The organism is Roseovarius sp. 217 (genome assembly GCF_000152845.1).
Lineage (GTDB): Bacteria > Pseudomonadota > Alphaproteobacteria > Rhodobacterales > Rhodobacteraceae > Roseovarius.
In genome coordinates, this window is the sequence record NZ_CH902584.1 from 81,347 (window position 1) to 101,096 (window position 19,750).

General features: G+C 61.1%; 20 protein-coding genes. 10 read left to right on the forward strand and 10 right to left on the reverse strand.

Features of this window, described 5'->3' with window-relative positions:
* The first annotated feature begins 28 nt into the window (after positions 1–28).
* The 3 genes from putA to ROS217_RS00455 all read left to right on the forward strand — a co-directional run bounded on the left by putA (position 29) and on the right by ROS217_RS00455 (position 4,691).
* The gene (gene putA, locus ROS217_RS00445) at positions 29–3,460 is read left to right on the forward strand and encodes a bifunctional proline dehydrogenase/L-glutamate gamma-semialdehyde dehydrogenase PutA (RefSeq protein WP_009815652.1); all 3,432 of its coding nucleotides are present in this window, start codon (positions 29–31) and stop codon (positions 3,458–3,460) included.
* 119 nt (positions 3,461–3,579) lie between these two features.
* Positions 3,580–4,326: a rhomboid family intramembrane serine protease gene (locus ROS217_RS00450; RefSeq protein ID WP_009815653.1), complete on the forward strand. Its 747-nt coding sequence runs from the start codon at positions 3,580–3,582 to the stop codon at positions 4,324–4,326.
* A complete protein-coding gene (locus tag ROS217_RS00455; RefSeq protein WP_009815654.1) occupies positions 4,323–4,691 on the forward strand; it encodes a GFA family protein in 369 nt (122 codons plus the stop codon). Before ROS217_RS00450 ends, ROS217_RS00455 begins: the two co-directional genes overlap by 4 nt.
* Positions 4,692–4,720: 29 nt before the next feature.
* On the opposite strand, the gene ROS217_RS00460 is transcribed toward ROS217_RS00455, so the two are convergent.
* Both ROS217_RS00460 and ROS217_RS00465 read right to left on the reverse strand, forming a co-directional pair.
* Positions 4,721–5,506 carry an inositol monophosphatase family protein gene (locus ROS217_RS00460; protein WP_040650260.1) on the reverse strand — a complete coding sequence of 262 codons (786 nt, stop codon included), beginning with the start codon at positions 5,504–5,506 and terminating at the stop codon, positions 4,721–4,723.
* A 65-nt stretch (positions 5,507–5,571) separates the two neighbouring features.
* A complete protein-coding gene (locus ROS217_RS00465; protein ID WP_009815656.1) occupies positions 5,572–7,878 on the reverse strand; it encodes a DNA topoisomerase IV subunit A in 2,307 nt (768 codons plus the stop codon).
* A 159-nt stretch (positions 7,879–8,037) separates the two neighbouring features.
* Here ROS217_RS00465 and ROS217_RS00470 point away from each other — a divergent pair, with 159 nt between their 5' ends.
* From ROS217_RS00470 to ROS217_RS00495, 6 genes are all read left to right on the forward strand, one after another.
* Positions 8,038–8,658: an SH3 domain-containing protein gene (locus ROS217_RS00470; protein WP_009815657.1), complete on the forward strand. Its 621-nt coding sequence runs from the start codon at positions 8,038–8,040 to the stop codon at positions 8,656–8,658.
* Between the two features lie 39 nt (positions 8,659–8,697).
* Entirely contained in the window at positions 8,698–9,528 is an 831-nt protein-coding gene (locus ROS217_RS00475) for an SDR family oxidoreductase (RefSeq protein ID WP_009815658.1), read from the forward strand.
* 101 nt (positions 9,529–9,629) lie between these two features.
* Positions 9,630–9,836 carry a twin transmembrane helix small protein gene (locus ROS217_RS00480; protein WP_040650262.1) on the forward strand — a complete coding sequence of 69 codons (207 nt, stop codon included), beginning with the start codon at positions 9,630–9,632 and terminating at the stop codon, positions 9,834–9,836.
* A 4-nt stretch (positions 9,837–9,840) separates the two neighbouring features.
* The gene (locus ROS217_RS00485) at positions 9,841–10,413 is read left to right on the forward strand and encodes a cob(I)yrinic acid a,c-diamide adenosyltransferase (protein WP_009815660.1); all 573 of its coding nucleotides are present in this window, start codon (positions 9,841–9,843) and stop codon (positions 10,411–10,413) included.
* 167 nt (positions 10,414–10,580) lie between these two features.
* The gene (locus ROS217_RS00490) at positions 10,581–11,339 is read left to right on the forward strand and encodes an electron transfer flavoprotein subunit beta/FixA family protein (protein WP_009815661.1); all 759 of its coding nucleotides are present in this window, start codon (positions 10,581–10,583) and stop codon (positions 11,337–11,339) included.
* Positions 11,339–12,265 (forward strand): electron transfer flavoprotein subunit alpha/FixB family protein, encoded by a 927-nt coding sequence (locus ROS217_RS00495; RefSeq protein WP_040650821.1) that lies wholly within the window; start codon positions 11,339–11,341, stop codon positions 12,263–12,265. Before ROS217_RS00490 ends, ROS217_RS00495 begins: the two co-directional genes overlap by 1 nt.
* A 49-nt stretch (positions 12,266–12,314) precedes the next feature.
* On the opposite strand, the gene ROS217_RS00500 is transcribed toward ROS217_RS00495, so the two are convergent.
* Positions 12,315–13,148, reverse strand: coding sequence for a DUF6473 family protein (locus ROS217_RS00500; RefSeq protein ID WP_040650263.1), 834 nt, complete (start codon positions 13,146–13,148; stop codon positions 12,315–12,317).
* A 161-nt stretch (positions 13,149–13,309) separates the two neighbouring features.
* Here ROS217_RS00500 and ROS217_RS00505 point away from each other — a divergent pair, with 161 nt between their 5' ends.
* On the forward strand, positions 13,310–14,185 hold the full coding sequence (locus ROS217_RS00505; RefSeq protein WP_009815664.1) for a 3-hydroxybutyryl-CoA dehydrogenase: 876 nt from the start codon (positions 13,310–13,312) through the stop codon (positions 14,183–14,185).
* Between the two features lie 3 nt (positions 14,186–14,188).
* On the opposite strand, the gene ROS217_RS00510 is transcribed toward ROS217_RS00505, so the two are convergent.
* From ROS217_RS00510 to ROS217_RS00540, 7 genes are read right to left on the reverse strand one after another with little or no spacing between them, the layout of a single operon-like run.
* Positions 14,189–15,076, reverse strand: a complete 888-nt coding sequence (locus ROS217_RS00510) for a lysophospholipid acyltransferase family protein (protein WP_009815665.1) — start codon at positions 15,074–15,076, stop codon at positions 14,189–14,191.
* Between the two features lie 48 nt (positions 15,077–15,124).
* On the reverse strand, positions 15,125–15,400 hold the full coding sequence (locus ROS217_RS00515) for an HPr family phosphocarrier protein (protein WP_009815666.1): 276 nt from the start codon (positions 15,398–15,400) through the stop codon (positions 15,125–15,127).
* Between the two features lie 16 nt (positions 15,401–15,416).
* A complete protein-coding gene (locus tag ROS217_RS00520; RefSeq protein ID WP_009815667.1) occupies positions 15,417–15,809 on the reverse strand; it encodes a PTS sugar transporter subunit IIA in 393 nt (130 codons plus the stop codon).
* Between the two features lie 14 nt (positions 15,810–15,823).
* Positions 15,824–16,753 carry an RNase adapter RapZ gene (rapZ, locus tag ROS217_RS00525; protein ID WP_009815668.1) on the reverse strand — a complete coding sequence of 310 codons (930 nt, stop codon included), beginning with the start codon at positions 16,751–16,753 and terminating at the stop codon, positions 15,824–15,826.
* 11 nt (positions 16,754–16,764) lie between these two features.
* On the reverse strand, positions 16,765–17,202 hold the full coding sequence (locus tag ROS217_RS00530) for an HPr kinase/phosphorylase (RefSeq protein WP_009815669.1): 438 nt from the start codon (positions 17,200–17,202) through the stop codon (positions 16,765–16,767).
* A gap of 4 nt (positions 17,203–17,206) precedes the next feature.
* A complete protein-coding gene (locus tag ROS217_RS00535) occupies positions 17,207–18,922 on the reverse strand; it encodes a sensor histidine kinase (RefSeq protein WP_009815670.1) in 1,716 nt (571 codons plus the stop codon).
* Complete coding sequence (locus ROS217_RS00540) at positions 18,922–19,623, reverse strand: response regulator transcription factor (protein ID WP_040650264.1); 702 nt, start codon at positions 19,621–19,623, stop codon at positions 18,922–18,924. The genes ROS217_RS00535 and ROS217_RS00540 overlap by 1 nt, the downstream gene beginning before the upstream one ends.
* Between the last annotated feature and the right edge of the window lie 127 nt (positions 19,624–19,750).

Genomic DNA, 19,750 nt, shown 5'->3' on the forward strand with positions numbered 1-19,750 from the left:
ATGCACCATCGAACCATTGGGGGCCTCTATGCCATACGACACCGATATCCGCCGCGCCATCGACCTTGCCACCTACGCGGATGAAGCTGAAACACTGGCGCGCCTCAAAGCCGCTGCTGCCCTCTCTGACGCGGACCGGGCACGGATTTGCGCACGCGGCGCGGGTTTGGTGCGCGATATTCGCGGCCAGTCGAGTCCCGGGCTGATGGAGGTGTTTCTGGCCGAATACGGCCTCTCGACCGATGAGGGCATTGCGCTCATGTGTCTGGCAGAGGCGCTCTTGCGCGTGCCCGATGCCGACACGATCGACGCCCTGATCGAGGACAAGATCGCGCCCTCGGACTGGGGCAGGCATATGGGCCATTCCACCTCACCTTTGGTCAATGCCTCAACCTGGGCTCTGATGCTGACCGGCAAGGTGCTCAAGGACGAAAAACCTGGCCCCGTGGGCCATCTGCGCAGCGCCATCAAGCGGCTGGGCGAGCCGGTGATCCGCACCGCCGTGGGCCGCGCGATGAAAGAGATGGGCCGCCAATTCGTGCTGGGCGAGACCATTCAGGGTGCCATGGACCGCGCGGCAGGCATGGAGAAAAAGGGCTACAGCTATTCCTATGACATGCTGGGCGAGGCCGCGCGCACCGATGGGGACGCCACCCGCTATCATCTCAGTTACAGCCGCGCGATCACCGCGATCGCCACTGCCTGCACCAACCCGGACATCCGCAGCAACCCCGGCATTTCGGTCAAACTTTCGGCGCTGCACCCTCGCTATGAGGTGGCGCAGCGCGAACAGGTCATGGCGGTTCTGGTGCCGCGCTTGCGCAGCCTCGCGCTCTTGGCGAAATCCGCCAAGATGGGCCTCAACATCGACGCCGAAGAAGCGGATCGCCTGTCGCTGTCGCTCGACGTGATCGAGACCGTTCTGGAAGAGCCGGCGCTTGCCGGATGGGACGGCTTTGGCGTTGTGGTGCAGGCTTACGGTCAACGCGCCAGCCATGTGATTGATTTCCTTTACGACCTTGCCACCCGCCTCGACCGCAAGATCATGGTGCGCCTCGTCAAGGGCGCCTACTGGGATACCGAGATCAAGCGCGCACAGGTGGCGGGGATCGACGGCTTTCCGGTCTTTACCTCCAAACCGGCGACGGATGTCAGCTATATCGCCAATGCGCGCAAGCTCCTGTCGATGACGGACCGCATCTATCCGCAATTCGCCACCCATAACGCCCATACCGCCGCCGCCATCCTCGACATGGCAAGCGACAAGAGCACCTTTGAATTCCAGCGTCTGCATGGCATGGGCGAGGCGCTGCATGACATCATCCTCAAGGCAGAGGGCACCCGGTGCCGCATCTATGCCCCCGTCGGCGCGCATCGCGATCTCTTGGCCTATCTGGTGCGGCGTCTGTTGGAAAACGGGGCAAATTCCAGCTTTGTCAATCAGATCGTTGACGAAGAGGTCAGCCCTGAAGACGTTGCCCGCGATCCGTTTACCGCCGTGAACGATCCGCAACCGCATCTGCCCAAGGGTCCGGACCTGTTCCAGCCCGAGCGCCCCAATTCGCGCGGCTTTGACCTGCGCCACCAGCCGACACTCGACACCATCGAAGCGGCGCGTGTGCCTTATGCCCAGCACCGCTGGGAGGCCACACCGCTGATCGCAGGCACGCCCGCGCCGCACGCGCCGGACGCCGTCGAGAACCCCGCCGATCCCGCCGACACGCCCGGCAGCGTGGCTTGGGCCAGCAAGGACGATATCGAGGCGGCCCTAGCCGCCGCGACGCCGTGGAGCGCCCAAGCCAAGGAACGGGGCGTGATCCTCAACCGCGTAGCGGACCTCTACGAACAGAATTATGGTGAGATATTTGCGATCCTCAGCCGCGAGGCCGGGAAATCCATCCCCGATGCGGTGGCCGAGTTGCGCGAGGCGGTGGATTTCCTGCGTTACTACGCTGCCAATGCGCCCGAGGGCACGCCCATCGGCACCTTCACTTGCATCAGCCCATGGAATTTCCCGCTGGCCATCTTTACCGGCCAGATCGCCGCCGCACTGGCCGCTGGCAATGCCGTCCTGTCCAAACCGGCGGAGCAGACGCCGCTGATCGCACATCTGGCTGTGGGTCTGATGCACAAGGCGGGCGTGCCTGCCACAGCACTTCAACTTCTGCCCGGTGCGGGCGATGTAGGCGCGGCGCTTACCTCTGACGCGCGCGTCGGTGGCGTGGCCTTTACCGGCTCGACAGAAACCGCGCTGAAAATCCGCGCGGCCATGGCCAAGAACCTGCGTCCCGGCGCGCCGCTCATCGCGGAAACCGGCGGCATGAACGCCATGATCGTGGACTCTACAGCGCTGCCCGAACAGGCCGTGCAGGCGATTGTCGAGAGCGCGTTTCAATCGGCCGGTCAACGCTGTTCCGCGCTGCGTTGCCTTTATGTGCAGGACGACATCGCGCCACATTTTCTCGAAATGCTGACCGGCGCGATGGATGCGCTCACTGTCGGCAACCCGTGGCACCTTGCGACCGATTGCGGCCCGGTGATCGACGAAGAGGCGCGCGCGGGCATTGCCGCGCATATCCAGACCGCGCGTGCCGAGGGGCGGCTCTTGCACGAGCTGAAGACCCCCAACGCGGGCACCTATATTGCGCCAACGCTGATCAAGATCGGCGGGATTGGTGATATCGAGCGCGAAATCTTTGGTCCTGTCCTGCATGTCGCCACGTTCAAATCAGGCGATCTTGACCGCGTGATCAGTGCGATCAACGCCACCGGCTATGGCCTGACCTTTGGCCTGATGACCCGGATCGACGACCGCGTGCAGCACGTGACCGAGGCCGTGCACGCGGGCAATATCTATGTCAACCGCAACCAGATCGGCGCCATCGTGGGCAGCCAACCCTTTGGCGGCGAAGGCATGTCCGGCACCGGCCCCAAGGCGGGCGGGCCGCATTACCTTACGCGCTTTACGGCGCACCCCGCGCCGGAACAGGGCGAAAAGTGGACTGAGGCCATGTCGGCCAATGCGGCCCAAAAGGCGCTCGATGCCGCCAATGCCGCCGCCCGTGCGCCCCGCGCCGCCCTTGTTCTGCCGGGGCCGACGGGGGAATCGAACCGGCTGACCAGCCATGTGCGTCCCGCGCTCCTTTGCATGGGACCGGGGGCGGACCTGGCGGCGGCGCAGGCGCGATCGGTCGAGGCGCTGGGCGGTGTCGCGGTGATCGCCACAGGCCGCGTCGATCCCGAGGCACTTGTGACCATGGGCGGCCTCTCGGGCGTGCTCTGGTGGGGATGCGAGAGCGAGGCGCGCAGCTATGCCGGGGCCATGGCACGGCGCGCAGGTCCGATCCTGCCACTCATCACCGGCTTGCCCGATACCGGCCACGCGCTGCACGAGCGTCATGTCTGCGTGGATACCACGGCAGCGGGCGGAAATGCGGCGCTTTTGAGCGGCATGTCCTGAAGCAAAGACTAGGGTCCGAAATCTTCAAAAGATTTCGGACAGCTTTCTTTTCAAGATAGCGGTGCATGCGCCGCGATTTGGCGCTTTCCGACCGGGCGAATGCGCGCTAGCTTTCGCTCATGTTCCCGATCCGCGATCATAACCCTTCGGGGCGCAGACCCTATGTCACCTACGGGCTGATTGCGCTCAACGTGGTGGTTTTTATGGCCTATTGGCCGCTTTTCGCGGATGAGCGGGCGCTCAATCTCTTTTTCTACGACTGGGCGATGATCCCCGCCAAAGTGACTCAGCTGGGCGATTTCACCGGGTTGCTGACCTCGATGTTCCTGCATGGGGGCGTGCTGCATCTAGCGGGCAACATGCTGTTTCTCTGGATCTTCGGTGACAATATGGAGGATCGGATGGGCCATCTGCCTTATCTCGCCTTCTACCTTGCCACCGGCGTCGCGGCGGGGCTCGCGCATATCTTGGGCGGTCCAGGCTCGATGGTGCCAACCGTGGGGGCCTCGGGGGCGATTGCCGGGGTGATGGGCGGTTACCTTCTGCTCTTTCCCAAGGCGCGTGTCGATATCTTGCTCATATTCATCGTGTTTTTCCGCGTCATCACCATTCCGGCAGCACTCATGCTGGCGCTTTGGTTCGCGTTTCAGGTGATGGCTGGTCTCGGCAGCGATCCCGACATGGGCGGGGTTGCCTATTGGGCCCATGCGGGTGGCTTTGTGGCGGGCGTGGTCCTGACCTTGCCGGTGTTTCTACGGCTTGGAGGGCCGCGCTTTTGGCGCGAAACCCATGGCACCCCGCCCCATCCCGAAGCTGACTATCGCTTTCGCCGCAGTTCCATTCCAAAGGTGAGCAAACGCCGATGACCCATCCCCTCAAGGCAACCTGTCATTGCGGTGCGGTTGAACTGCGCGTCACGCTCTCGGAGGGGCTGAATGCGGCGCGGCGATGTGATTGTTCGTTTTGCAGACGGCGTGGCGCTGCGGCGGTCTCGGCCCCCCTCAGCGGGGTAGAGATCGTCAAGGGTGCCGACAATCTCACGCTCTACCAATGGGGAACCGGGACGGCAAAACACTATTTTTGCAAGACCTGCGGCATCTACACCCACCATCAGCGTCGATCCGACCCCAATGAATACGGCATCAATCTGGGGGCGCTTGAGGGCGTGAATCCACGCGATCTGGACCCGATCGGATGGGTGGACGGGGTCAACCATCCCTCGGACCGCTAAGAGCATCCACGCGCTGCAATTTTAGCGTGTCAGCCCCGGATCACGCCCGAAAACTTATCGAAAATCGCCTCGTTGCCACAGATCACCTCGCCATCGGCGAGAATATTCCCACCGGGGCGCAACGGCTCAACAAATCCGCCCGCCTCGCGCACGATGATCACGCCTGCCGCCAGATCCCAAGCGTTCAGCCGCCGCTCCCAGAACCCCTCGTAGCGCCCCGCCGCCACATAGGCCATATCGAGCGCCGCCGATCCCCACCGACGCACCCCAGCACAGGTGGGCATCAGCCGCGCCAGATCCTGCAAGGTTTCGGGCAGGTCGGCCCGCCCGCCAAAGGGCAGGCCAGTGGCAAAAATCGACTCGATCATCTTGCTGCGCCCCGAGACGCGCAAACGGCTCTCGTTCATCCAGGCGCCGGCACCTTTTTCGGCAAAGAAAGCCTCGTCCTTGCTGGCATCGTAGATCACGCCCGCCACGACCTCGCCCTTGTGCTCGAGCGCAATGGACACGGCCCAATGCGGCAGGCCGTGCAGAAAATTCGTGGTGCCATCCAGCGGGTCAACAATCCAGCGGCGCGTGGGGTCCTGCCCCTCTTCCTCGCCGCCCTCTTCGGCCAGCCAGCCATAGGTCGGACGCGCGCCCATCAACTCGGTCTTGAGGATCTTCTCGGCGGCGATATCGGCGCGGCTGACAAAGTCGCCGGCACCCTTCATACTGACCTGCAGGTTCTCGACCTCTCGGAAATCCTTGGCCAGTGCCCGCCCCGCTTTGCGCGCGGCCTTGAGCATGACGTTGAGATTGGCACTACCTACCATTGCAAGGGCTCCTTTTGGGTCAGGCCGGGGCTATACGCCGCCCATCCGCAACAGACAAGGGCCGATCAGGTAAAGCGGTTGTCACGGGGAAAACCGCGCGGTGCCATACGGCCCGATCCTGCGCGCTTGCCCAGCCATTCCTCAAGATTGCTTTCGGTGCGGGTGCGCCCCGCCGGATCGCGCCATGTCAGCCCCTCGGCCAGATTAAAGGTGGTTGCATCACTCAGCCCACCATCCTTGTATTTCTGAAGCCGCACACCCTTGCCGCGCCCAAGCTCCGGCAATTCATCCAGGCTGAAGACCAGCACCTTGCGGTTGTCACCCACACAGGCGACGTGATCCCCCGTCACCGGACGACAGACAGAGGCCCGTGCCGGGTCCTTGAGGTTCAGCACCTGCTTGCCGCTGCGGGTCTGGGCGATCACTTCATCTTCGGGCACGATGAATCCATCTCCAGCAGTTGAAGCAACCAGCAATTTGCGCCCTGGCTTGTGAATGAGCAGGTCGACGATTGCGGCCTCGTTGGGCAGATCGACCATCAGGCGCAGCGGCTCGCCCATGCCGCGCCCGCCGGGCAGGTTCGACGCGCTGATCGTGTAGAAGCGCCCATTGCTGCCAAACACCAGAATCCGGTCGGTGGTTTCGGCATGGAACATGAACCGCGGCGCGTCGCCATCCTTGAATTTCAACTCGCGGCTCAGATCAAGATGCCCGGTCATGGCCCTGATCCACCCCATTTGACTGCACACCACGGTAATCGGCTCGCGGTCGATCATCGCCTCAAGCGGCACCTCCTCGACGCTACCCGCCTCCGCGAATTTCGTGCGGCGCGCGCCTATGGGATGGGTCTTGCCAAAGGTCTTCTGGACCTCTTTCAACTGATCCGCCACTGCCGCCCATTGCAGGGATACATCCTCGAGCAGATCTTCCAACCCCGCACGCTCTTGCATCAGCGCGTCACGCTCGGCCCGCAATTCCATCTCTTCCAGACGGCGCAAGCTGCGCAGCCGCATGTTGAGGATCGCCTCGGCCTGCACATCGGTCAGCCCCGGCTCATCGGTGGGCGGGGGCGACACATAGTCGGCCTCGGACATGGCGCGCGGCACCGTGCGTCCCCAATCCTCGCGCATCAGCGCCGCCTTGGGGTCGTCATCATAACGGATGATGTCAATCACGCGGTCGAGATTGAGGAAAGCGACGATGAGCCCTTCCAGAACCTCAAGCCGGTGGTCGATCTTTTCCATCCGATGCGCCGAGCGACGCAGCAACACCTCTTGGCGGAAATCGAGAAAGGCGCGCAACACCTCCTTGAGCGAGCACACCTTGGGCGTGACCCCGTCAATCAGCACGTTCATGTTGAGCGAGAACCGCAATTCCAATTCGGAATTGCGATACATCATGCCCATCAACACCTCGGGATCGACATTCTTGGAGCGCGGCTCGAGGACCAGCCGGACATCATCGGCGCTCTCGTCGCGGACATCGGCAAGGATCGGCACCTTGCGGGTCTGGATCAGCTCAGCAATCCGCTCGATCAGCTTGGATTTCTGCACCTGATAGGGGATTTCGGTGACAACGATCTGCCATTGACCGCGCCCCAGATCCTCCAATGCCCATTTGCAGCGCAGGCGGAACGCACCTCGCCCGGTCAGGTAAGCCTGCGCAATGCTCTCGGGCGGCTCGACGATCACACCGCCGGTGGGGAAATCGGGGCCGGGGATATAGGTGAGCAGCGTCTCGTCACGGGCATCGGGCGACTTGATCAGATGCAAACACGCATCAATCAACTCGGCGATGTTATGCGGCGGAATGTTCGTGGCCATGCCCACGGCGATGCCTGACGATCCATTCGCCAAAAGGTTCGGAAAGGAGGCGGGCAAAACGATCGGTTCGCGCAACGTGCCGTCGTAATTGTCGCGAAAATCCACCGCGTCCTCGGCCAACCCATCCAGCAGTGCCTCGGCAAAGGCGGTCATCCGCGCCTCAGTATAGCGGCTGGCGGCAGGGTTATCGCCGTCGATATTGCCGAAATTGCCCTGCCCGTCCACCAGCGGGTAACGCACCGCGAAATCCTGCGCCAGACGCGCCATCGCATCGTAAATTGCGGCATCGCCATGCGGGTGATAGTTGCCCATCACATCGCCGGAAATCTTGGCAGATTTGCGGAACCCCCCCGTGCTCGACAACCGCAACTCGCGCATCGCATAGAGAATGCGGCGATGCACCGGCTTCAACCCGTCGCGCGCATCGGGCAGCGCCCGGTGCATGATTGTGGACAGCGCATAGGTCAGATAACGCTCGCCAATCGCGCGGCGCAGCGGCTCCGACACAGCTTCGGGCTGCATATTGGGGTCGTCCAGTAAATCACTCATGGATATGGTGATAGCCGCGCCACCTTGCGGCGTAAAGCACCCAGAGAGCACAGGTTCCAAACTTTTCCGATTTCCCCCTCATTCAGAGAGGCGAATCGGGTATAATACATGGGCTGCCAAGCATTTATTCAAACGTATGGTAATTGGGGGGAACGCGCGATGTGGCGCTTAATTCTTGTGAGTTTTGCATTTCTAGGATGGTCTTTTTATGAGTTGAGCGGCGGAGCCGACTATCGTCCCTCAGCCGACTCCTTTCAGGCGCGTGCGCTGCTTGACAACCAGCGGCCCAAACAGCGCCCGCTTCGGGTCAATGTGATCGAACTGGCGCAGGATGGCACAGCTCAACCGGACGCAGAGGTCACCCGCACGATCACCTCGCTGCATGATCTCGGCCTCAGCATGGGGCAAAAGGTCATGCTGACCCTTGCCTCTGCAGAGGGCGCTGCTGCGCCTGCGCCCATCGAGCTACACCTGCCAACGGTCAAAATGACAATTCCGGCGCAGATTCCGACGACGCCAGAGGTTGCCGCAACCGCGCAATTGCCCGCCGCCACCGACGAAACATTGGCGACCTCGCCTGATTTCCGTCAGGTCTCGGGAAATTCGGTCAATCTGCGCACCGGGCCGGGCACCCGCTTTGACCGCATCACCAGCCTTGCACGCGGGACCAAGGTCATCGTCCTGCACAATCCCGGCGAAGGGTGGATCAAGCTGCGCGTTGTGGACACGGACCGCATCGGCTGGATGGCCGACAGCATGGTCACATTGGCCTCCGACTAGCGCTTGCATCGCGGCGCGGCGCGCGCCACAAGGTCGGGCATGACACAACGCTCCATTCTGATCACCGGCTGCTCCTCTGGCATCGGCTATAACGCAGCCCACGGCCTGCGCGCACGCGGCTGGCGGGTCTTCGCCGCCTGCCGCAAGGAAACGGATTGCGACCGTCTGCGCGCCGAAGGGTTTGAGAGCCCGCGCATAGATTATGCCGATGAGGCCAGCATCTCGCAGGCTGTGTCAGAGGTGCTTGCGGCCACGGGTGGCCAGCTCGATGCCCTTTTCAACAACGGCGCCTATGCCTGCCCGGGACTGGTCGAGGACCTGCCACGCGGCGCTCTGCGAGAGATCTTTGAAAGCAATTTTTTTGGCTGGCATGACCTGACCCGGCAGATCATCCCGACCATGCGCACCCAAGGACATGGGCGTATCGTGCAATGCTCCTCGGTGCTCGGACTGGTGGCCCTTGGGTGGCGCGGGGCCTATGTCAGCACGAAATTCGCCCTTGAAGGGCTGACCGATACGCTGCGGATCGAAATGCGCGGCACCGGCATCCATGTCAGCCTGATCGAACCCGGTCCTGTCACCACCAAGATCCGCGAGAATGCCCGCGCGCCCTTTGAGCGTTGGTTCGACTGGGAGAATGCGCATCGCGCGCCGGAATACCGCGACAAACTCCGGCCCCGGCTCTACGGCGATTACAGCAAGGACAATTTTGAACTTCCCCCCGAGGCAGTGACAAACAAGCTCATTCACGCACTCGACTCCGCGCGCCCCCGCCCCCGCTATTACGTCACCACGCCCACCTATCTGATGGGAACCCTGCGCCGCGTCCTGCCAACCGGCCTGCTCGACTGGGTGATCTCGAAAGGCTGAAATATCTTGATGCGCGCACAGCCCGCGTCACATTTTCTGTTTCGCTTTTTGCCCCGTGCCGCCTAGATGTGGCCCAATTGACCAACCGAAAAGGACGCCTCATGCTGCAAGACCCGCTTTTCATCCTCGTGGCGATTGGCTGCATCGCGGTGGCGGTGATCCTGATCCGGGGCATTTCCACCTTTGGCAAAGAAGGTGTGGAAAATGCCAAACGGTCCAACAAACTCATGCAATGGCGGTTGATCGCACAGTTTGTAGCGATCATTCTCATTCTCATCTTCGTCTATTTCCGCAGGCAGGGGGGGTAATCCTATGGTCGTTCTTAACCGAATCTACACACGCACCGGCGACGCCGGCGAAACAGCTCTCGGCAATGGCACCCGCGTGGCCAAACATTCGGCGCGCGTCACCGCCTATGGCACTGTCGATGAGGTCAACGCGACCGTCGGTCTGGCGCGGCTCTATGCCAAGGACGAGACTGACGATGCTCTGGCGCGCATCCAGAATGACCTCTTTGATCTCGGTGCCGATCTCTGCCGCCCCGAAATGGACCGCGACGCAGATGCCGAATACCCGCCGTTGCGTATGGCCCCCAGTCAGGTTGACCGGCTGGAGGCTGAAATCGACGCCATGAACAAACACCTCGAACCTCTGCGTAGTTTCGTGCTGCCCGGAGGCTCGCCGTTGGCAGCGCATCTGCATCTTTGCCGCACCGTATCGCGTCGGGCCGAGCGGCTGACAGTGGAATTATCCGCGCTCGAACATGTCAACGAGGCCGGGCTCAAATATCTCAACCGCCTCAGTGATTGGTTTTTCGTCGCCTCGCGTATGGCCAATGACAGCGGCAAGGCTGATGTTCTCTGGATTCCGGGCGCAAACCGCTGAAACACTCTGGCAACAGTCTTGCGCTCAAAACCGAAAACGCGACGTCGCCGGACTCTAACGTGACGATTTTGCCCTGTTTTACCCGCGCCTGACCCGGTATCAACGCGCAGGATAGTTAAGCCGAAGAGTCGTTCCGGCTCTTCACCACCATAAGGGAGACCATGCCAATGAAGGTGATCGTGCCTGTCAAGCGTGTGATCGACTATAACGTGAAGGTTCGTGTGAAGGCGGACGGGAGCGGTGTCGATCTTGCGAATGTGAAGATGTCGATGAACCCGTTTGACGAGATTGCGGTTGAAGAGGCGATCCGTCTGAAAGAAGCGGGCAAGGCCGATGAGGTCATCGCGGTTTCCATTGGCGTCAAACAGGCGCAAGAAACGCTGCGCACGGCGCTGGCCATGGGGGCGGATCGCGCCATCCTGGTGATTGCCGCTGACGATGTGCATCAGGACATCGAACCGTTGAGCGTGGCCAAGATTCTGGCGAAAATCGTCGAAGAAGAACAGCCCGGCCTCGTGCTCTGCGGTAAGCAGGCGATCGACAATGACATGAACGCTACCGGCCAGATGCTCTCGGCGCTCTTGGGCTGGTCACAGGCGACCTTCGCCTCGAAACTCGATCTGGACGGCGACACAGCCCTTGTCACCCGCGAGGTCGATGGCGGTTTGCAGACCATCAAGGTCAAGACGCCCACCATCGTCACGGTCGATCTGCGCCTGAACGAGCCGCGCTATGCGTCGCTGCCGAATATCATGAAGGCCAAGAAAAAGCCGCTGGACGAGAAAACCGCCGCCGATTACGGCGTCGATGTCACGCCCCGGCTTGAAATCACCAGCACATCCGAGCCCGCCTCGCGCGCAGCCGGTGTGATCCTCGGCTCGGTCGACGAGCTGGTTGCGAAACTCAAGGAAGTGGGAGCCGTATGATGTCCGTTCTTCTTCTCGCCGAAGTCACTGATGGGGAACTGGCGCTCGACGCCACCGCCAAGGCCGTCACGGCCGCGGCCAAACTGGGCGATGTGACCGCGCTTTGCTGTGGGGCCTCGGCTGCTGCGGCAGGGGCCGCTGCGGCCAAGATCGCCGGTGTGAAAAAGGTGCTGGTGGCCGAGGATGCCTCGCTTGGACACCGTCTGGCAGAGCCCACGGCTGCGCTGATCGTGTCGCTCGCCGGGGGCTACAGCCATATCGTGGCCCCCGCCACAACCGACGCCAAGAACGTGCTGCCGCGTGTCGCCGCGTTGTTGGATGTGATGGTGATCTCCGACGCCTCTGGCGTGGTCGATGCCGACACATTCGAGCGTCCGATCTATGCTGGCAATGCGATCCAGACCGTGAAATCGCGTGACGCGAAAAAGGTCATCTCCTTCCGCACCTCGACCTTTGACGCGGCGGGCGAACAGGCGGCAGCCCCGGTTGAGACCATTTCAGCGGCGGCCAACCCCGGCCTCTCCGAATGGATCGAGGACAAGGTTGCAGCCTCGGACCGTCCCGAACTCACCTCAGCCGGGATCGTGGTCTCGGGCGGGCGCGGCGTTGGCTCCAAGGACGATTTCGCGTTGATTGAAAAACTCGCGGACAAACTTGGGGCCGCTGTCGGCGCATCCCGCGCGGCGGTCGACTCGGGCTATGCGCCGAACGACTGGCAGGTCGGGCAGACCGGCAAGGTCGTGGCCCCCAACCTCTATGTCGCCGTGGGCATCTCGGGCGCGATCCAGCATCTGGCCGGCATGAAAGACAGCAAGATCATCGTCGCCATCAACAAGGACGAAGAAGCCCCGATCTTCCAAGTCGCCGATTACGGCCTCGTGGCGGATCTCTTCACCGCCCTGCCGGAACTGACCGAAAAGCTCTGAGGCGACTCAAAGCCGCATTGAGACCCGCGCCTCACCGGCGCGGGTTTTTTCATTGAGCCAGCAGTGCTTCCAGAATAGGCGACACCGCCCGCGACGCCTCGGAATGCGCCAGGAGACCCGGCAGGTCGGCGGCGACGGATTCCTGCATCGCGCCAAAGCGCATGCCGCGCGTGCCCTGCGCACAGGCCTCGTCACTGATCACCACCTCGACCACATGGGACGCCCCGCCGCCCACCGCGCGCAGCATGGCACGGCTGACAAAGGCCGGATCATCCGCCACACCAGAGGACTGATATCCCAGACCCGGCGCGTGCCGTGAAAACCACATCAGGATCACGGGTGCGTCGATCTCTTGCAGGAGGACCTGCATACGCTCCACCCACACTTCTTGCAGCCCCTCGCGCAGAACGGCAAAGCGGTCGGTCGATATATCTTCCAGCCGCCGCATCATGTGCCGTGTGAAATGAAACTCGGTGAAATCGACCTCTGGATAAAGACGCCGCAACCGCGGTGTCGCCTCGAGAAAGCGGTCGTTCCGTCGCGGATGCACCTTGTAGAACGGATTGGAAAGATTCATGGCGCCGGGCACCTGCAACACCACCGCCCGCCCGCGAGAGGCCATCCGCAGCAGCCCCTCATCCTTGAGGAATGCATCAACCCCGGCATTGGGCCAGCCGAAGTTGACACAGGACAGACCCAGCGACCGTTCCATCAGATCAGGATAGGGCCGGTCGATAAAGGTGCCATAGGTTTCTGTGCCGCCAAGACAGGCGATGAAATCCCCACTCAATGTCCGTTGCGGACCACGAAACTCCAACTTGGACCCGTCGTAGCGGACAGGCCGATAGTCGAGGGGCCATAGCCCCATGCGTTCAAATGCCATGAAACCCACCTTGATATACTCACCCGGATTAAGGAGTGACCGATTCATCTTGCTAAAAAGCTAAACGACCAATTCGCGGATTATTTTACCCATCACCGACCCTTGCGGCCCGCCCCCGCCGAAGCCTATGCTGGCGCAGCAATCGGACGAGGATCTGGCAGATGGAAATCGCGAAAATCGGTGTGGTCGGGGCAGGCCAGATGGGCAACGGAATCGCCCATGTCATGGCCGTCGCAGGCTATGACGTACTGCTCAATGACATCAGTGCCGAGGCGCTGCAGCGTGCCTTGGCTGCGGTTCGCAAAAACATGGAACGTCAGGTCAGCCGTGGTAAAATCACGCAAGACGACATGGAAGCAGCCCTTGCCCGGATCGTCACCACCCAGACCCTCACCGATCTGGGCAAAACCGATCTGGTGATCGAGGCTGCAACAGAACGCGAAGCCGTGAAACAAACCATCTTTGACGAGCTTTTGCCGCATCTCGAGCCGCATACGATCCTGACCTCGAACACCTCATCAATCTCAATCACGCGCCTGGCGAGCCGCACCGACCGCCCCGAGAAATTCATGGGGTTTCATTTCATGAACCCAGTCCCCGTGATGCAATTGGTGGAACTGATCCGGGGCATCGCCACCGACAAGGACACCTATAACGCCTGTCTCGCCGTGGTCGAGAAGCTGGGCAAGACCGCCGCGTCAGCCGAAGATTTCCCGGCCTTCATCGTCAATCGCATCCTGATGCCGATGATCAACGAGGCGGTCTATACGCTCTATGAAGGGGTCGGAAACGTCAAATCCATCGACGAATCCCTGAAACTGGGGGCCAATCACCCGATGGGACCGCTGGAACTCGCGGATTTCATCGGGCTCGACACCTGCCTTGCGATCATGAATGTGCTGCACGACGGGTTGGCGGACACGAAATACCGCCCCTGCCCCCTGCTTACCAAATATGTCGAGGCGGGCTGGCTTGGTCGCAAAACCGGGCGCGGCTTTTACGATTATCGCGGCGAAACGCCGGTTCCCACGCGCTAGATTCTAGCTGCGGCCCTCACCGAGCGAGAGCGTGTGGGCCCGCAGCCATTCCATGAACCCGCGTGGGTCGCTGTCCAGCATGGCCATACGCTCGTCGCTGATCGGCGCGCCGACGATGGGCTTCTGCGGTCGGTTGCAGCTATGCACCACCTCATGCAGCAACAACCCCTGCCGCAACGTGGCCGAAATGCGATTGGCCATCTGATACCAGCGGGAATTGGCTCCCGGAAAGAAGATCGGCACCACCTTGGCACCCGAACGTCGGATCATCTGCGCGGTAAAGACATTCCATTCCCGCTCGACCGCAGGTCCGAACATCGTATCGCTCGACGCCACAACCCCGGACGGAAACACGCTGATCACTCCGCCCTCCTTGAGATGGGCCATCGCCTTGGCCCGCATCTCGACCGATTTTCGCTGCGCATCGGGTTCATGCGGAAAGGGCACGGAAATCATGTAAGAGGCCGCGACCTCATCGATTCCGGTCAAAAGAGCGCGTGTCAGGATCTTGTAATCGCTGCGCCGCCGTCCAATCAGATCGGCCAATATCATGCCATCCACCAGACCATGCGGATGATTGGCCACCACCACAACCGGCCCGTCCAGCGGAATATGCGCCACCTCGGCATCCGGTGTCAGCAGCGGAATGCCCATCGTATCAAGCGCCGCCCGCCAGAATGCCTGACCTGTCGGCGCGCCCCGCTTCTCAAATTTGCGGATCATGCGGACGATGGTGATCTTGCCCGTCATCCATTCCATCATGCGAATGATAAAAGAGGTCGGCCCACTGTCAAAGCTGTTGGCATAGGTCAGGCTGCGACGGTCATATTTGGTAAAGAGGACCGTTTGACCGGCGTCTGCGCCGGGATCTGGCTGTGCCTTGGAATTCACTGCTTTGTTCCTGTCCCGCTCATGTCACCGCCGATTGATCTCGTGCGCTTACATGGTCTCACCAAATCTGTCAGCCACCAAGGCCGCAACCGCCTCGGCCAAAGGTGCTGCGTCCGGCCCTACGATTTCGACGTCAATAGTGCTTCCTTTGGCCGCTGCCAACATCAAAAGCCCCATGATGCTATCCCCCGAGGCCGACTGCCCGTTGCACGACACCTCGGCGCGGGCGTCAAATCCCTCGACCACTTCCACCAGTTTTGCGGCAGCGCGGGCGTGTAACCCCTTTTCGTTGACGATCTTCATCTGGCGCGTCACCTTGTCCATACTCACCCTCGCCTCCTCACTCTTCTGATACATTATGACTGTCGATGTATTTCCGGCCCGCCTCCAGCGCAGCGCGCACCGCATCGGATAGCGCCATGTGTCGACTTTTGGCCAGTTTGATCAACATCGGCAAGTTTGCCCCGTAGAGGATACGGCGATCATTGGGACGACAGGCGCGCAGCGACAGATTTGAGGGGGACCCGCCAAAAATATCCGTAACCAGAACCACACCCCCGCCCGTATCAACCGCATCCGCAGCAGCACAGATTTCGTTCTGCTTGGCGGTGCGGTCGTGCTCGCTCTCGATTGAAATGGCAAGTATTCCAGTCTGCGGACCGACCACATGCTCAACGGCCTTGAGATACTCACTGGCCAGCCCGCCGTGCGCCACGATCACGATCCCGATCAAGACTGTCCCACTCCTCAGACATCAGAGGCGTGACTCGAGGCCTCCGCCCCGCCACGCCGCTCCAGTTCCCGGTGTCTTATTGACACCTGCCAGCTGTCTTTCGCAAGGGTCGCCGCCAAAGTTTCTGCCATGACAACACTGCGATGCTGCCCGCCCGTACACCCAAACCCGATAGACAGGTAGGCCTTGCCTTCAGTCTCATAGGCTGGCAGCAAGAGCGCAACCAACTCTGTCACCTGACGGCGAAACTCCGCAAAGAGCGGATCTCCCTCGACATGCGCCGCCACCGCTTTGGCGCGCCCATCGAACCCACGCAGCGACGGCTGCCAATAGGGGTTGCGCAGGAACCGACAATCGAAAACCATATCGAGCCCGCGTGGCAAACCGCGTTTGTAGGAAAAGGAATGGACCGACACCGCAAGCCGATGCGCCCCACCCGCGCCATACCAGCGCTCCAACTCGGCGCGCAGATCATGCGGTGACATATCGGATGTGTCGATCAACATATCAGCCCGTGCGCGCACTGGAGACAACAAATCGAATTCACGCGCAATCCCGGCGTCCGCAGTCTCGTCGGGTGCCAGAGGATGACGCCGCCGCGTTTCCGAAAACCGACGTTGCAGGATCTCGGCGCGGCAATCGAGATAGAGCACCTGCAAGGGCACGCCGGGATGCCAATCACTCCGGTCGATCACCTCGATCAGCGCAGTTGTAGAAAAGTCCCGGTTGCGCACGTCGATCCCAAGCGCCAGAGGCTTGTCCGGGTGCGGCCTTTCCAGCAGTCGTGGCAAGAGCGACAGCGGCATGTTGTCGATGGCTTCATAGCCCATATCCTCCAGCGCACGGATCGCCGTGCTGCGCCCCGCTCCAGAGGGACCCGTGACCAGAACAAGACGGTGGCGTGCCTCCTCCGGGTCGGAGGCCGTGTCAGAGGCGGCGGACATGAATGGCTCCTTCAGACAAGCGTTCCGTGTTTCAGATATAGCAGGATCGCAGCTGGAAAATGCGCATGCGCGGTTTTTTTCAGAATTGGCACACTCAGGCCCATAATTTCGGCCTGCGCCAGCGCCGGCACCCGCTCGCTGGTTTCGGCATCCATATCGACGATCAGAGAGACTGGCTGCGGCCCAACGCAGGGCAGACACAGGATTCCCATGCCGCGCGCCTCGATCTGGCCACGAATGGTGTCGGGCGCATCCGCCATGATACGCCCGTTCTCTGGCCAAATCCGCGTGCGGTCATCGGCGACCAACTCGGCCCCAAGCGCCAGAAGTTGCAGCGCAAGGCCGGACTTGCCTCGCCCCGAGGCACCCCGGATCAACACGGCACGCCCTGAATGTGCCACGCAGGTGGCGTGGATGATTTCGTCTTTTGGGTCACCTGCGTCCGTCACCGGTTCAGACCGGCAAGCCCACGACAAACCGCGCCCCGAGCGGATCAGAAGTGGCATCAGCATGGGTAGGCCGAATATTCTCGGCCCAGATCACGCCATCATGGGCCTCGACGATCTGCTTGGAAATCGCCAGACCAAGACCGGAATTATTGCCGAAATCGCCCTCAGGTCGCTCGGAATAGAACCGTTGAAATACCTTTTCCAGCGCCTGTTCGGGAATACCCGGCCCGGTATCCTCGACCACCACAAGCACCCGATTGGCCCGCCGGCGCGCCCAGACCCGGATCGCGTCTCCGTCTTCACAGAAACTGATGGCGTTGGTGATCAGGTTAACGAAAACCTGCGCCAATCGCCCCTCCAATCCGGTGATCACGATGGGTTGAGACGGGAAATCCATGATGAACTCGATCCCGTTCTTCTGCGCCTCTTCCCCCAGATAATTGCCAAGGTTCTGCAACATCTTGAGCAGATCAAAGGATTCCTGCTCTTCCTTGACCAATTCGCTGTCGAGCCGCGAGGCGTTGGAGATATCGCTCACCAGCCGGTCGAGACGGCGCACATCATGTTCGATCACCTCAAGGAGCCGCTCACGCTGATCCTCGCGTTTGGCAATCCGCATTGTGCCCACTGCCGACCGCAGGCTGGCCAGCGGGTTCTTGATCTCATGCGCCACATCTGCGGCGAATTGTTCATTGCCGTCGATCCTGTGATAGAGCGCTGAAACCATGCCACGCAATGCGCCGCTCAGACGACCAATCTCGTCCGGGCGCGCGGTCAGGTCCGGAATGCGAATGCGCCCCGTTGCACCTTTTCCACGATTGCGGTCCCGCCCGATTTCGGCCGCCGCAGCCAGATCGGCCAGCGGGTTGGAAATCGTCGAGGCCAGGATCAGACTGAGCCCCACCGACACAAGCGTGGCGATCAGAAACATCTGCAACACGCGCTCGCGCTCTACACGGGCCAGCTTGTCGATCTCGCCGCTTGCATTCACGAGGGCCACCACGGCAATGGGCGTATCGCCCTGCATGACGGGGGCTGCCACGGTCAGCACAACGCCATGTGCGGTTTCCGCAGTTTGCATCTGCACGCCACCGCCTCCGACCGTAAGGTCGACCATGTCACGGGCCATATCCTCGACACTGCGGTTGCCATCTGCCCGGTCAAGCCCCGAAAACGGGCTCGAAATTCGCTCCCAAAGTCGGCTGAGAAAATCCGTCATCGGCGTCGCGGGCAGGTCTGCGGCACGATCCATCCGCCGGGTTTCACCCTCTTTGCGCCCGACCAACATGCCGGTGCGATCAAACAGCAATAGTTCCGTTCCCGTCTGAATATCGAGATGTTCCAGCGTTGAGGTCATATCCACCCCGTCGCCGGTCACAAAACTCACAGGTGCCCCTTCGGGGATACGCGCCTCGACCACGTTGGCAATCAACGCCGTTTGCACCATCAGACTATCGGCGCGCTGCATCGCCAGATTGTCGCGTGAGGAATTGAGATAGAGGATACCGACAACCAGCACATTGAGCGCAATCAGGTTGAAGGTGATGATTTTGCGCGTGAGCGAGGAGTCGCGAAAACTGAACCAGCCGCGCTTGGCGCGACGGGCGTTCAATTCGCCTTCATCCAGACGATCGGGTGCGACAAAATCATCGCCAAGAACAAGATCATTGTCCTTACGCGGCTGCACGTTCCGCACCCCTATCCTCTCGGCAAGCGCCATTATTCCTCGTTGTACCGGTATCCGATACCATACAACGTCTCAATCGCCGAAAACTCGGGATCGACCATCCGCAGCTTCTTGCGCAGACGCTTGATGTGGCTGTCGATGGTGCGATCATCGACATAGACCTGATCGTCATAGGCGACATCCATCAGCTGATCGCGGCTCTTGACGAAACCGGGGCGTTTGGCCAGCGCCTGAAGCAGCAGGAACTCTGTCACCGTCAGCGACACATCCTGTCCCTTCCAACTCACCGAATGCCGCAGCGGATCCATCACCAGATTGCCACGCTCGATCACCTTGGTCTCTTCGGTCTCGACCACGACATGGCCGTTGACGGCATCCTGTCGACGCAACAACGCCCGTATCCGCTCGACCAGCAGACGCTGGGAAAACGGCTTTTTCACATAGTCGTCCGCGCCCATGCGCAAACCCAGAACCTCGTCGATCTCATCATCCTTCGAGGTGAGAAAGATCACTGGCATCTGCGATTTCTGCCGCAACCGCTGGAGCAGGTCCATCCCATCCATGCGCGGCATCTTGATGTCAAGAACAGCCATATCGGGCAGCTTCTTGCTAAAGGCGTCAAACGCCTGTTGTCCATCATTATACGTTTCAACCTCAAAGCCTTCGGCCTCAAGTGTCATGGAAACGGATGTCAGAATATTCCTGTCATCGTCCACGAGGGCGATCCTAGACATAACTCTATTCCTTTTACTGCTCAGTTTACCTGCATTTTTTATGCCACTATGCTCTGTTTCCCGCTTCGTTATCAATCCAAATCTGCGAATCAGACCCAAGGCCATCGGCTATTGACGCAAAAATATC